This window comes from Luteimonas galliterrae (assembly GCF_023374055.1).
Taxonomy (GTDB): domain Bacteria; phylum Pseudomonadota; class Gammaproteobacteria; order Xanthomonadales; family Xanthomonadaceae; genus Luteimonas_C; species Luteimonas_C galliterrae.
Map to the genome: position 1 here is coordinate 277701 of NZ_JAMBEP010000001.1, position 13250 is coordinate 290950.

Genomic DNA, 13250 nt, shown 5'->3' on the forward strand with positions numbered 1-13250 from the left:
AGTGAAAGCGCCGGCCATCGCCTTCGTAGGCCTCGGCGGCAATGTCGGCGACGTCGCCCGCACCCTGCGCGCAGCGCGCGACGATTTGAGCGCCCTGGCCGACACGCGGCTGCTGCGCATGTCGCGGCTGTACCGCACGCCGGCCTGGGGGAATCAGGATCAGCCGGATTTCGTCAACGCGGTGGCCATGCTGGAGACGCAGCTGGCGCCGCATGCGCTGCTGGAACATCTGTTGGCGATCGAGCGCATCCACGGCCGTTCGCGCTATGCCGATCTGCGTTGGGGCCCGCGGACATTGGATCTGGATCTGCTGCTGTACGGCGATGCGGTGATCGCCCAGCCCGGTTTGCACGTGCCGCATCCGCAGTTGCATCTGCGCGCGTTCGCGTTGCAGCCGCTGCTCGAGATTGCGCCCGACGTCGCCATTCCTGGCATAGGCCGCGCGGATGCAGCGCTGGCCCAACTGTCGGACGAAGGCATCTCGGCCTTGGATCCTTGACGCCAGGCTTTTTGTAGGAGCGGCTTCAGCCGCGAGCTCTTTGGAAGCTCTGCGCCGCTGTGGAGCAAAAAAACTCGCGGCTGAAGCCGCTTCTACAAAAAAGCAGGACGATGGAATCGATCATTCCAGCCTTCGCGGTGAGCGCCCCGCTCAAAGGCGCTATCCTTCCGCCGACTCACCGGATTCGGGATACGACATGGCCATCGCCGACGACAAACCCTGGACCATCCCCGATCTGGCAGCGGCCAAGCGGAACGGCGCCAAATTGGCCATGCTCACCGCCTACGACGCCGGCTTCGCGCGCACGCTCGACGCCAACGGCATCGACCTGGTGCTGGTGGGCGACTCGCTGGGCATGGTGATGCAGGGCCACGGTTCCACCTTGCCGGTAACGGTGGACGACATCGTGTATCACACCGCCAACGTCGCGCGCGGCCTGTCGCGCGCGCTGCTGGTCGCCGATCTTCCGTTCCAGGCCGACGCGACGCCCGAACGCGCGCTCGACGCCGCCACGCGCCTGCTCCAGGCCGGCGCGCAGATGGTCAAGCTGGAAGGCGCGGGCCACAAGCTCGAGGTGATCCGTTTCCTGGTCGAACGCGAAATCCCGGTCAGCGCGCACCTGGGTCTGACGCCGCAATCGGTGCTGCGCTTCGGCGGCTACAAGGTACAGGGCCGCGAGGAAGCGGCGGCGAAGAAGTTGCGCGAGGATGCGCTGGCGGTCGCCGAAGCGGGCGCGCAACTGTTGGTGCTGGAATGCGTGCCGTCGCCGCTGGCGGCCGCGATCACCCAGGCCGTGCCGATCCCGACGATCGGCATCGGCGCCGGCCCGGATTGCGATGGCCAGGTGCTCGTGTTGCACGATTTCCTCGGCCTGGACAGCGGCCACCGCCGGCCGAGATTCGTCAAGGACTTCTTGACCGAAGGCGGTTCCGTCGCCGGCGCGGTGAAGGCTTACGTCGCCGCGGTGCGGGACGGAAGTTTTCCCGATGCCGAACACTCTTACGCTTGATGGCGAATGCTCCAAGGCACCCATGATCGAGACCGTAAGCAGCTTGGACGCGTTACGCGCGCGCGTCGTCGAATGGAAACGCGCCGGCCTAACCATCGGCTTCGTGCCGACCATGGGCAACCTGCATGCAGGCCATCATTCGCTGGCGAAGCTGGCGCGCGAGCACGCAGACCGGGTCGTCGCCAGTGTGTTCGTCAACCCGACCCAGTTCGGGCCGAACGAGGACTTCGCGCGCTATCCGCGCACGCCCGAAACCGATGCGGTCGGATTGCAAGCCAGCGGCTGCGATGCGCTGTGGCTGCCTTCGGTCGAGACGATGTATCCGTACGGCGCCGAGCACGCGGTCCGCATGCGCGTGCCGGGCGTCACCGACACGCTGGAAGGCGCGCATCGGCCCGGCCATTTCGACGGCGTAGCCACGGTGGTGGCGCGGCTGTTCAACCAGGTGCAGCCGGATGTCGCGGTGTTCGGGCGCAAGGACTACCAGCAGCTCGCGGTGATCCGCTACCTGGTGCGCGATCTCGCATTCCCGATCGAGATCGTTGCCGCCGAGACCAAGCGCGAAGCGGACGGGCTGGCGATGAGTTCGCGCAACCAATATCTGTCGGCGGAGGAGCGGCCGGTCGCGGCGCTGATCCATCGAACGCTGCTGGCGATGCGCGACGGCATCGTTGCCGGCGAATCGCGCGCGGCGGTCGAGCGGAATGCCGCCTCGCATCTGCGCGATGCCGGGTTCGATGTGGATTATGCGGTGGTACGGACGCCGGAACTGGCCGAGCCGGAAGAAGCGTCGCCGCCTGGTTCGCGGGTGGCTTTGATCGCGGCAAGATTGGGCAGAACCAGGCTCATCGACAATATGGAATTCGACGCAAGCGCATAGTTTTTTCCTCCCCCTCGCGGGGGAGGATGCCCGCAGGGCAGGAGAGGGCGCGAGCGTAGTGGAGCGTGCTTTTGCATTCACCGAGAGATGGCGCGAAAGGCCGGGCCCTCTCCCTGGCCCTTCGGGCCTGTTCCTCTCCCATAAAGGGAGAGGGGAAAGCCGTGCTGAAGCCCGCTGGATCGCGGTTTCCCACTGAACAGCCGCCAACGCTTTGTTGCAGTGCGGAAAATCGTCCCTATACTCCGCCCATTGGGCTGCCTGCCCCTCTGTCTCCGGCCGAGCCACGCCATGCAACTGACCCTGCTGAAAGCCAAGATCCACCGCGCCACCGTCACCCACGCCGAGTTGCATTACGAAGGCTCGTGCGCCATCGACGGCCGCCTGCTCGACATCGCGGGCATCCGCGAATACGAGCGTGTGGAGATCTACAACATCAACAACGGCGAACGCTTCGCGACCTACGCGATCCGCGGCGAAGAAGGCAGCGGCATGATCTCGGTCAACGGCGCCGCCGCGCACAAGGCGCGCCCCGGCGATCTGGTGATCATCTGCGCCTATGGCGCCTGCGACGAAGCCGAGGCGGCCAAGTTCAAGCCGACCCTGGTCTACGTCGACCGCGACAACCGGTTGACGCACACCAACACCTCCATCCCGGCCCAGGCGGCCTGAGGCGTGGCCGGCGGCGCGTTCGATGGTCTGCGTGCGCATGCGGCGCGGCTGAGCGGGACGCCGCTGCGGAAACTGATCGAAACCGATCCGGCGCGCGCCTGCGATTTCGCCTTGCGGGTGGGCCCGCTGTACGCCAATTTCGCGCGGCAGCGCTACGACCGCGCTGCGCTGGACGAACTGTTCGCGCTCGCCGAAGCGGCCGACCTGCCGGGAGCGATGCGCAAGCTGCTGGACGGTGCGCCGGTCAACGCCACCGAAGGCCGCGCTGCGCTGCATACCGCTTTGCGCAGCGACCTCTCGCGACAGGCCGCCGCGCGCGACGCGTATGTCGAAGCATCGGAGGTGCGCGTCCGGATGCGGCGGATGATCGAGGCGCTGGAAGCGTCCGAGATCACCGACATCGTCAGCGTCGGCATCGGCGGTTCCGATCTCGGCCCGCGGCTGGTGGTCGATGCGTTGTCGGGCGCGGCGCGCAGGCGTTTCCGCGTCCACTTCCTGTCCAATGTCGACGGCAGCGCCGCGCAACGCGCATTGGCCGGCCTGGACCCCAAGCGCACCGCCGCGATCCTGATCTCCAAGACCTTCGGCACCCAGGAAACCCTGCTCAACGGCCGCATCGTGCGCGACTGGCTGGGCGACGACGCGCGCGTCTATGCGGTCAGCGCCAACGTGCAGCGCGCCGGCGATTTCGGCATCGCGCCGGAGCGGATCCTGCCGATGTGGGATTGGGTCGGCGGCCGTTACTCGCTGTGGTCGGCGGTGGGCTTCCCGATCGCGTTGGCGATCGGCATGGACGCGTTCGAAAACCTGCTCGCCGGCGCGGCGGAGATGGACGGGCACGCGCAGGCCGCCCCATTGCAGCAGAACCTGCCCGCGAGGCACGCGCTCACCGCGGTGTGGAACCGCAATGCGCTCGGCGCGGCGACGCAGGCGGTGCTGCCTTACGACGAGCGCTTGAAGCTGTTGCCGAATTATCTGCAGCAACTGGTCATGGAGAGCCTGGGCAAGAGCGCGCGGCTGGATGGCGCGGCTTTGCGCGAGCAGACCGTGCCGGTCTGGTGGGGCGGGGCGGGCACCGACACCCAGCACAGCTTTTTCCAGGCGCTGCACCAAGGCACGCAGGTGGTGCCGGCCGATTTCATCGGCGTCGTGCATGGCGACGATCCCTACGCCGAGAACCGCAAGGCCCTGCTGGCCAATCTGCTGGCGCAGACCGAAGCCCTGGCGAACGGCTCGACCAGCGACGACCCGCACCGCGCCTACGCCGGCAACCGCCCGAGCACGCTGATCCTGCTCGATGCGCTGACGCCGCAGTCGCTGGGCATGCTGATCGCCATGTACGAGCACAGCGTGTACTTGCAGGCGGTGTTGTGGGGCATCAATGCCTTCGACCAGTTCGGCGTGGAGCTCGGCAAGCAGGTCGCCAGCCGCTTGTTGCCCGCCTTGAATGGCGATTCCGAGGCGGACGATCCTGTCACTCGCGAATTGCTCGCCCGACTGCGCTGATCCGATTTTCGTAGGTGCGAATTTATTGGCACGCTTTTGCTTTAAGTTGCCCAAAAAAGCGCGCGAATAAATTCGCACCTACAAATAGATCGGCGCCCCGCAAACTCGTGATGGGTTCGCGATTACGAATGATGGCGTCGCAGCGCCCAGGCGACATGCTCGCGCACGACGGCACTGCCGTCGTTTGCGCGAGATTGCAGTGCCAACAACACTTCCGGCGTCGTCGGCGCATTGCCCAAGGCGACAGCGATATTGCGCAGCCAGCGCTCATGCCCGCTGCGGCGGATCGCCGAGCCTTCGGTGCGGCGCAGGAATTCGTCCTCCTCCCACGCGAACAGCTGCGCCAGCGAGGCGCGGTCCAAATCGTTGCGCGCGCGGAAATCCGGCTCGTCGGTGCGCTTGGCGAACTTGTTCCAGGGGCATGCCAGCTGGCAGTCGTCGCAGCCGAAGATGCGGTTGCCGATCAGCGGGCGCAGCTCCTCGGGAATGGCGCCTTCGTGCTCGATGGTGAGATAGGCGATGCAACGCCGCGCATCGAGCTTGTGCGGCGCCACGATCGCCTGCGTCGGGCAGATGTCGATGCAGCGCACGCAACTGCCGCAATGCGCGCTGGCTGGCGGATCGGCCGGCAGCGGCAGGTCGACGTAGATCTCGCCGAGGAAGAACCAGGAGCCGCCGTCCTTGTCGATCAGGCAGGTGTGCTTGCCGATCCAGCCCAGACCCGCGTTGCGCGCCAGCGCGCGTTCCAGCACCGGCGCGGAATCGACGAACACGCGGTGGCCAAACGGGCCGACTTCGTCGGCGATGCGGTCGGCCAGTTGCTGCAGCCGCTGCCGCATCAGCTTGTGGTAATCGCGACCCAGCGCATAACGCGCCACGTAGGCGCGTTCGCCGTCGGCGATGTTCGCCCAGGCCGCATCGTCGTCGCCGCGGCCGTAGTCCAAGCCCACCGATACCACGCGCAGCGTGCCCGGAATCAGCTCGCCGGGCCGCGAACGCTTGTCGCCGTGGCGCGCCATCCAGTCCATCGAACCGTACAGGCCCTGCGCCAGCCATTCGCGCAGGTAGGCCTCGTCCGCGCCCAGGTCGATGCCGCTGATCCCGCAGCGCTGGAAGCCGAGTTCGCGCGATAGGCGCTTGATGCGCTGCGCGAGTTCGCGATAGTCGGGTTTGGCGGCCGGGGTTTCCACGGTGCCAAGTATAGAATCAGGCCATGAATACGGGCCTGGCGCTTTACGGCATCGATGGCGTTCGCAAGATCGAGGCGCAGGCCACCGCCGCGCTCGGCGACGATGGTTTCGCCCTGATGGCGCGCGCCGGCGAAGCGGCCTGGCGCTATCTGCTGCGGCATTGGCCGCAGGCGCAGCGGATCGTGGTGGCGTGCGGACCCGGCAACAACGGCGGCGACGGTTACGTGCTAGCGCGCCACGCGCTGGCGTCCGGGCGCGCAGTGCGCGTCGTGCGCGCGCGCGGGCACGCTCCGCGCAGCGAGCTGTGCCGGCGCGCGAGCGCCGAATTCGCAGCGGCCGGCGGAAACGTCGAAATCTTCGAGCATGCGATCGGTCCCGCGGATGCGGTCGTCGACGCGATCTTCGGCATCGGCTTCTCGCGAGAGCCGGATGCGGAAACCGCGGCGCTGATCGCCGCCATCGGCCGCACGGGCGCATCGGTACTGTCGCTCGACGTCCCCAGCGGCGTCGATGCGGACCGCGGCGCAACGCCGGGCGCGGCGATCGTCGCTGCGCGCACGCTGCAATTCATGGCGGCGCATGCCGGCCTGTACACCGGCGATGCGCTCGATCACGCCGGCGTCGCCGATCTCGACGGGCTCGGCGTGGAGGCCGCCGCATTCGCCGGCGTCGGCGAGATGGCGCGGCTGGCGGTGCGTAGCGATCTATCGCGATGGCTGAAACCGCGCCCACGCAACAGCCACAAGGGCGGCAACGGCCATGTGCTGTGCGTCGGCGGCGACGAAGGCATGGGCGGTGCGATCGCGTTGTGCGCGGAAGCGGCCCTGCGTTGCGGTGCGGGGTTGGTCAGCGTGGCGTCGCGCGCGTCGCACGCAAGCGCGATGCTCGCGCGGAGGCCTGAAATCATGGCCCGCGGCGTGCAGACGAGAGACGATTTGCGCACGCTGATCGAACGCGCCGACGTGATCGCGCTGGGTCCGGGATTGGGCAAGCAAACATGGGGCCGGGACCTGTTCGGTGCCGCGCTCGACAGCGGGAAACCCTGCGTGATCGACGCCGACGCGCTCAACCTGCTGGCCGCGGCGCCGCGCGCATCGGCGCAGGCCGTGCTCACGCCGCATCCGGGCGAAGCGGCGCGCTTGTTGGCGAGCGACACCTCCGCAGTCCAACGCGACCGTTACGGCGCGGCGCGCGAACTCGCGCAAAAATACGGTTGTCCCGTGGTGCTCAAAGGCGCGGGAAGCATCGTCGCCGCGTCGCACGCAACGCCTCGCGTGATCGGCGCAGGCAATCCTGGCATGGCCTCGGGTGGCATGGGCGACGTGCTGACCGGCGCGATCGCCGCCTTGCTCGCGCAAGGCTTGCCGGCATTCGACGCCGCCGTTTGCGGCGCGCTGCTGCATGCCAGCGCCGGCGACGACGCGGCGCGCGAAGGCGAACGCGGTTTGCTGGCTTCCGATCTGCTGCCCGCTTTGCGTAAGCTGGCCAACCCGTAAGCGCCCGCAGCGGATGAAACTCTACCTGGCCGACACACCAGCGACCGAACAGTTGGGCCGCGCGATGTCCGCGACGCGGCCGGCCAGCGCCGTCGTTTATTTGCATGGCGATCTGGGCGCGGGCAAATCAACGCTGGCGCGCGCGATGCTGCGCGCGCTGGGCGTGACCGGTGCGATCCGTAGCCCCACTTACACCTTGGTCGAGCGTTATCCGCTGGTCGACGGCGGCGAAGCGCTGCACCTGGACCTCTATCGCATCGCCGACGCCGGCGAACTGGAATTCCTGGGCCTGGCTGGTACCGAAGCGGCCTTGTGGCTGGTGGAATGGCCCGAACGTGGCGGCGCAGGCCTGCCCAAAGCCGATCTGCACGTCGATCTGGCCCTGGAATCGACCGGGCGGGGCGCCCGTTTGGTGGCCCAGACCGGGGTCGGTGAAGCCTGGCTGGAAGACTTGGGGCGTATACCGGAGTTGCGGGCCATACTTGCCGCAAGCTGACAGGAAGTTAAGCCAGGTGTCGGATTAATAAGGAAAAACCTATTGCATTCCGCGGCGCTTGGTGCTTGAATCCGGCCATGCGAGTCAGGGGAATCACCTTGCAACAAGTCCTTCTCGGCGCGGCGTTACTCGCCGCGCTGTGCTGGAACTTGGCTCACGCTAGCGAAATCAAAGACTTACAGCTGGATACCGGTGCCACGGGCACGCGCGCCGAGATCGGGCTGGCGGGCCAGGTCGACTACAAGGTGATCTCGCTTTCCGGCCCCGACCGGCTGGTGCTGGACCTGTCCGATGCCGAGCTGGCCCGCGGTTTCCGCGCGCCGGCAGCCGTCGGCATCGTCAAGGCCATTCGTACCGGGCATCCGGAACCGGGCATCACCCGCATCGTGTTCGACCTGGCCGCGCCGGTCGTCGCGTTGAAACCGCGGCTGGAGCCTTCCGGCAGCGGCACCCGGCTGGTGCTGGAATGGCCTGGGGACAATGCGGACGAACCGTCTGCCGTAGCGGCGTCATCGGAATTGGATAAGGCCTTGCAGGCACCAGCGACGCCGCCTGCAGCGAATGAACCGGAAGTCGATCCGTCCGCGGCCTCCGCCGCCGCGACGGCACGCTTGATCGCCAACATGTCCGCTGCGCAGCCGCAGGCGTCGGCGCCGCAGAATCCGCCACCGGCGGCTTCTGCCGGCACTACCGTGGCCACCGGCGTGCCGACCCGCATCGCCACCGGCGTGCCGGCCACGATGCCGAACGCAGCGCAAGCCGATGCCGAGTCGCCGGCGCCTACCCAGCCAGTGCCGGGCAAGACCCTGCAGCAGGTGATGCGCGGACGCGGCATGCGGCCGCTGGTCGTGGCCATCGATCCAGGCCACGGCGGCCAGGATCCGGGCGCGATCGGCATGAACGGCAAGCGCGAGAAGGACGTGACCCTGGCGATCGGCCGCGAACTGGCGCGCCAGATCAATGCCACGCCCGGGCTCAAGGCCTACATGACCCGCGACAGCGACGTTTTCATTCCCTTGAACCGGCGCGCGCAGCTGGCGCGCGGCGCGAAGGCCGACATCTTCGTTTCGATCCACGCCGATGCCGCCGAAAATCGCAGCGCCGCCGGCGCATCGGTGTATGTGCTGTCGCTGAAAGGCGCATCGTCGCAGCGCGCGCGCTGGCTGGCGGACAAGGAAAACGCGTCCGACCTGATCGGCGGCGTCAGCCTGCAGAAAGGCAACGTGCTGGCCAACGTGCTGCTCGACCTGACCCAGAGCGGCCACATGAAGGCGTCGGAAGACGCGGCCGGACACGTGCTGGACAGCCTCGGCCGGGTCGGCAGCGCGCGGCGCGTCGAGCGCGCCAACTTCGCCGTGCTGCGCACTTCGGACATGCCGGCGATGCTGGTCGAGACCGCCTACATCTCCAATCCGCAGGAAGAACGCCTGCTCACTGATCCGGCCCACCAGCGCAAGGTGGCGGCCGCGGTGCTGGACGGCATCAACCAATATTTCACCCGGCAACCGCCGCCCGGCACGCTGTACGCCGCGCGTGCGGCTTCGTCGGGCGGCGGCGCAGTCGGCGGCGGCAGTCCCTGACCGGCTCGTGTTATGGAGCGGCTCTTGTGGGAGCGGCTTTAGCCGCGAGCTCTTAATTTTCGCTGCCGCCTCAAAAGCTCGCGGCTAAAGCCGCTCCCACAAGAGCTGCTCCCACGAGAGCAGGGCAGTTATCATCAGCGCTGATCCTTGCCGACGTCGCCGCCCATGGCGACGGACACGCCTCCCACCGTGACGATCCGCCCGCTGCCCGACACCCTCGTCAACCAAATCGCCGCCGGCGAGGTGGTAGAACGTCCTGCATCCGTGGTGAAAGAGCTGGTGGAAAACGCGCTCGATGCCGGCGCCACGCGCATCGACATCGACCTGGAAGAAGGCGGCGTGCGGTTGATCCGCATTCGCGACGACGGCAGCGGCATCGCGCCCGACGAGCTGCCGCTGGCGGTGGCCAGGCACGCTACCAGCAAGATCGCTTCGCTCGACGATCTGGAAGCGGTGGCCACGCTCGGTTTCCGCGGCGAGGCGCTGCCGTCCATCGCTTCGGTCAGCCGCTTCGCGCTGACTTCGCGCCGCGCCGGCGAAGAGCATGGGGCATCGCTGCCGGTCGACGGCGGAAAGCTCGGCAGCGTCTCCCCCAAATCGCATCCGCAGGGCACCACCGTCGAAGTGCGAGATCTGTTCTACAACGTGCCGGCGCGGCGCAAATTCCTGCGCGCCGAGCGCACCGAGTTCAGCCACATCGAAGAATGGCTGCGCACGCTGGCGCTGGCGCGGCCGGACGTGGAATTGCGGCTTTCGCACAACGGCAAGGCTTCGCGGCGTTACCGCGGCGACGGCGGCATGGCCACGGCCGAGCGCATCGTCGAAACGCTGGGCGAGGAATTCTCGAAAAGCACGCTGCGCATCGACCATGCCGCCGCCGGCCTGTCGCTGCACGGCTGGATCGCGCAACCGACCTATTCGCGCGCCAGCGCCGATCAGCAATATCTCTACGTCAACGGCCGCCCGGTGCGCGACCGCAGCATCGCCCATGCGGTGAAGCAAGCGTATGCGGACGTACTGTTCCATGGCCGGCAGCCGGCGTACGTGCTGTTCCTGGAGCTGGATCCGCGCCGCGTCGACGTGAACGTGCATCCGGCCAAGCACGAGGTGCGTTTCCGCGATGCGCGCCTGATCCACGATTTCGTCTACCGCACGCTGCACGACGCGCTGGCGCAGACGCGCGCCGGCGAAGCGCCCGTGGCATTGCCTTCGCAATTGGCGGCTTCGGCGGCGGCGAACGCCGGCTATGCCCAGCAACCCTGGCCGGGTCCGCAACAGCAATCGCCGCTGTCGCTGCGCATCGGCGAGGCGCGCGCCGGCTATGCGCAGTTGTACGGCCAACCGGCGGCGCCGGTAGCGGAATTTCCTTCCTTGCCGCAGGCCAACGACGGCGAAACCCCGCCGCTGGGCTACGCGATCGCGCAGTTGCACGGCATCTTCATCCTCAGCGAGGCGGCCGACGGCCTGATCGTGGTCGACATGCACGCCGCGCACGAGCGCATCGGCTACGAAAAACTGAAAGCCGCGCACGACGGCGCCGGCCTGCGCACGCAGCCGCTGCTGGTGCCGCAATCGGTGGCGGTGTCCGAACGCGAAGCGGACGTCGCCGAGCGCGAAACCGCGACCCTGGCCGAACTGGGTTTCGAGGTCACCCGCAGCGGCCCGCAGGCGCTGACCTTGCGCAGCGTGCCGGCCCTGCTGGCCCACGGCGATACCGAAGCGCTGCTGCGCGACGTGCTGGCCGACCTGCGCGAACATGGCGAAAGTAGACGGATTGCCGCCGCGCGCGACGAATTGTTGTCTACCATGGCCTGTCATGGGGCGGTGCGGGCGCACCGGCGCCTGAGCATCCCGGAAATGAACGCTCTGCTGCGCGAGATGGAAGCCACCGAACGGTCAGGCCAATGCAACCACGGCCGGCCTACCTGGGCGCGTTTCTCGCTGGCCGAGATCGATCGCTGGTTCCTGCGAGGACGTTGAGATGAACAAAACCGCTATCCGCTGCATCGCGCTGTCGTTCTCGGTCCTGGCTCTGCAGGCCTGCCAGCGCGAGGGGGCGGGCGCCGGCAGCGCGGCGGCGCCGGCTTCCGCAGCGGCGACGGTGCCGGTCGCGGCCGATGCGGCATTCACCCAGGCGCAGCAGGCCTGGCGCGACCAGCGCCGCGAAAACCTGCTCAAGCCCGACGGCTGGACCAGCCTGATCGGACTGCATTGGGTCGAACCGGGCCCGCACTATTTCGGCAGCGCCGCCGACAACGGCATCCGCCTGGCGATGGGCCCGGCGCACTTCGGCATGATCGACCTGCGCAAGAACGGCAGCGTGCGCCTAGTCCCCGAGCGCGACGCGCAGCTGACGCTGGACGAGCAGCCATTGAAGGGCGCCGTCACCCTGGTCACCGATGCCGACGAGAGCGAATCGGGGCCGAGCCGCATCGGCTTCGACGAAGGCAAGGGCCTGGCCACCGTGATCAAGCGCGGCGGGCGCTATGCGCTGCGGGTCAAGCATGCCGACGCGCCGACGCGTACCGGCTTCACCGGCCTGGAGTACTGGCAGGCCGACCCGTCGTGGAAGATCGAAGGCAAGTTCGTGCCGCATCCGGCCGGCAAGACGATCCAGATCGCCGACATCATCGGCACCTTGAACGACGTGCCCAATCCGGGCGCGATCGAGTTCCAGCGCGACGGCCGCACCTATCGGCTCGAGGCGCTCGACGAAGGCGAGGAAGAACTGTTCCTGGTCTTCGGCGACCGCAGCAACGGGCACGGCAGCTACAGCGCGGGGCGTTTCCTGTATGCGCCCAGACCGGACGCGCAGGGCCGCGTCGTGCTCGATTTCAACCGAAGCTACAATCCGCCGTGCGCGTTCACGCCTTTCGCCACCTGTCCGCTGCCGCCGCAGGAAAACCGGCTGGATCTGGCGATCCTGGCCGGCGAGAAGGCTTACCCCAAAGCCGCCCATTGAACCGAAGGATTCGCATGCGTTTTCTCAAACCCATCGCGCTGTCCTGCGCCGCTGCCGCATGCATAGGCCTGGCGTATGCCGACAGCGATGCGAAAACGCAGGGCGCGACAGAGCAGATCCCGTTGCTGTGGAAGGTTTCCGATGCGGACAACGCCGTCTATCTGCTCGGATCGTTCCACCTGCTCAAGGCGGACGACTATCCCTTGTCGAAGGACATCGATGCGGCCTTCGACGACGCGCACACGATCGTCTTCGAAGTGGAGCCGTCGGCGCTGACCGCGCCGGACACCGCGGAGAAATTCAAGCAGGCCGCCGGCTATGCCGACGGCCGCACGCTGAGCCAGGTGCTGCCCAAGGCCGCGCGCGACCGACTGCAGAAAATGCTGGCGGTTGGCGGCGGCTCGGTCGAGCAGATGGACGGCGTCGAACCGTGGGCGGTGACTTTGTCGTTGGTTTTGGGCATGACTCAGGCGATGGGCTTCCGCCAGGACCAGGGCTTGGACGCGACGCTGATGAAGCGCGCCGCAGAAGCGCAGAAGACGGTGGCCGGCCTGGAAACCGTCGACGACCAGATCAACGCGCTCGATTCGATGCCGATGAACGAGCAGGTCTCGGGCCTGGACGAACTGCTGGCCAAGCCGCAGGAGACGCTGAGCGACCTGGTCGAAATGCACGACTGGTGGAAGCGCGGCGACATCAAGAACCTGGACGGCAGGATGCGCCTGGAAATGAAGCAGAAATCGCCGGAGTCTTATCGGCTGGTCAACGTCCAGCGCAACGATGCCTGGGTGCCTAAGATCGAACAGCGGCTGGCCGAGCCGGGCCAGGACAATACGCTGGTCGTGGTCGGCGCGATGCACCTGCTCGGCAGCGATGGCGTGGTCGACAAGCTGCGCGCCAAGGGCTACACCGTCGAGCGCATCTGCTCCGCCTGCAAATAATCCACTTTTTTCGTAGGAGCGG

The 13250-nt window shown here is 67.5% G+C and carries 12 protein-coding genes; 11 read left to right on the plus strand and 1 reads right to left on the minus strand.

The genetic code is table 11. The features are described 5' to 3' along the window. Window position 1: 1 nt before the first annotated feature. The 5 genes from folK to pgi all read left to right on the plus strand — a co-directional run bounded on the left by folK (window position 2) and on the right by pgi (window position 4563). Window positions 2-499 (plus strand): 2-amino-4-hydroxy-6-hydroxymethyldihydropteridine diphosphokinase, encoded by a 498-nt coding sequence (gene folK / locus M2650_RS01250; protein WP_249470196.1) that lies wholly within the window; start codon window positions 2-4, stop codon window positions 497-499. A 196-nt stretch (window positions 500-695) separates the two neighbouring features. Beyond that, on the plus strand, window positions 696-1508 hold the full coding sequence (gene panB / locus M2650_RS01255; protein ID WP_249470199.1) for a 3-methyl-2-oxobutanoate hydroxymethyltransferase: 813 nt from the start codon (window positions 696-698) through the stop codon (window positions 1506-1508). Between the two features lie 22 nt (window positions 1509-1530). Beyond that, on the plus strand, window positions 1531-2388 hold the full coding sequence (panC, locus tag M2650_RS01260; RefSeq protein ID WP_249470202.1) for a pantoate--beta-alanine ligase: 858 nt from the start codon (window positions 1531-1533) through the stop codon (window positions 2386-2388). A 288-nt stretch (window positions 2389-2676) separates the two neighbouring features. Further along, the gene (gene panD, locus M2650_RS01265; RefSeq protein WP_137265826.1) at window positions 2677-3057 is read left to right on the plus strand and encodes an aspartate 1-decarboxylase; all 381 of its coding nucleotides are present in this window, start codon (window positions 2677-2679) and stop codon (window positions 3055-3057) included. A gap of 3 nt (window positions 3058-3060) precedes the next feature. Continuing rightward, complete coding sequence (gene pgi / locus M2650_RS01270) at window positions 3061-4563, plus strand: glucose-6-phosphate isomerase (protein ID WP_249470206.1); 1503 nt, start codon at window positions 3061-3063, stop codon at window positions 4561-4563. 122 nt (window positions 4564-4685) lie between these two features. Here the strand turns inward: pgi and queG are convergent, their stop codons facing one another. Beyond that, a complete protein-coding gene (gene queG, locus M2650_RS01275) occupies window positions 4686-5753 on the minus strand; it encodes a tRNA epoxyqueuosine(34) reductase QueG (RefSeq protein ID WP_249470210.1) in 1068 nt (355 codons plus the stop codon). Window positions 5754-5776: 23 nt separating this feature from the next. Here queG and M2650_RS01280 point away from each other — a divergent pair, with 23 nt between their 5' ends. From M2650_RS01280 to M2650_RS01305, 6 genes are all read left to right on the plus strand, one after another. Then, complete coding sequence (locus M2650_RS01280) at window positions 5777-7249, plus strand: NAD(P)H-hydrate dehydratase (protein ID WP_249470212.1); 1473 nt, start codon at window positions 5777-5779, stop codon at window positions 7247-7249. A gap of 13 nt (window positions 7250-7262) precedes the next feature. Continuing rightward, complete coding sequence (gene tsaE / locus M2650_RS01285) at window positions 7263-7745, plus strand: tRNA (adenosine(37)-N6)-threonylcarbamoyltransferase complex ATPase subunit type 1 TsaE (RefSeq protein WP_249470215.1); 483 nt, start codon at window positions 7263-7265, stop codon at window positions 7743-7745. Window positions 7746-7810: 65 nt separating this feature from the next. After that, the gene (locus M2650_RS01290) at window positions 7811-9325 is read left to right on the plus strand and encodes an N-acetylmuramoyl-L-alanine amidase (RefSeq protein WP_425602492.1); all 1515 of its coding nucleotides are present in this window, start codon (window positions 7811-7813) and stop codon (window positions 9323-9325) included. A 189-nt stretch (window positions 9326-9514) separates the two neighbouring features. Beyond that, window positions 9515-11305: a DNA mismatch repair endonuclease MutL gene (gene mutL, locus M2650_RS01295; RefSeq protein ID WP_249474130.1), complete on the plus strand. Its 1791-nt coding sequence runs from the start codon at window positions 9515-9517 to the stop codon at window positions 11303-11305. A 1-nt stretch (window position 11306) separates the two neighbouring features. After that, window positions 11307-12287 carry a DUF1684 domain-containing protein gene (locus M2650_RS01300; RefSeq protein WP_249470220.1) on the plus strand — a complete coding sequence of 327 codons (981 nt, stop codon included), beginning with the start codon at window positions 11307-11309 and terminating at the stop codon, window positions 12285-12287. Between the two features lie 14 nt (window positions 12288-12301). Beyond that, window positions 12302-13228, plus strand: a complete 927-nt coding sequence (locus M2650_RS01305) for a TraB/GumN family protein (RefSeq protein WP_249470223.1) — start codon at window positions 12302-12304, stop codon at window positions 13226-13228. Window positions 13229-13250 lie beyond the last annotated feature (22 nt).

Excerpts from the sequence above, each read along its gene's own strand:
- panB (WP_249470199.1), top strand. The coding sequence starts at position 696 with ATGGCCATCGCCGACGACAAACCCTGGACCATCCCCGATCTGGCAGCG.
- panC (WP_249470202.1), top strand. The coding sequence starts at position 1,531 with ATGATCGAGACCGTAAGCAGCTTGGACGCGTTACGCGCGCGCGTCGTC.
- panD (WP_137265826.1), top strand. The coding sequence starts at position 2,677 with ATGCAACTGACCCTGCTGAAAGCCAAGATCCACCGCGCCACCGTCACC.
- M2650_RS01280 (WP_249470212.1), top strand. The coding sequence starts at position 5,777 with ATGAATACGGGCCTGGCGCTTTACGGCATCGATGGCGTTCGCAAGATC.
- tsaE (WP_249470215.1), top strand. The coding sequence starts at position 7,263 with ATGAAACTCTACCTGGCCGACACACCAGCGACCGAACAGTTGGGCCGC.
- M2650_RS01300 (WP_249470220.1), top strand. The coding sequence starts at position 11,307 with ATGAACAAAACCGCTATCCGCTGCATCGCGCTGTCGTTCTCGGTCCTG.
- M2650_RS01305 (WP_249470223.1), top strand. The coding sequence starts at position 12,302 with ATGCGTTTTCTCAAACCCATCGCGCTGTCCTGCGCCGCTGCCGCATGC.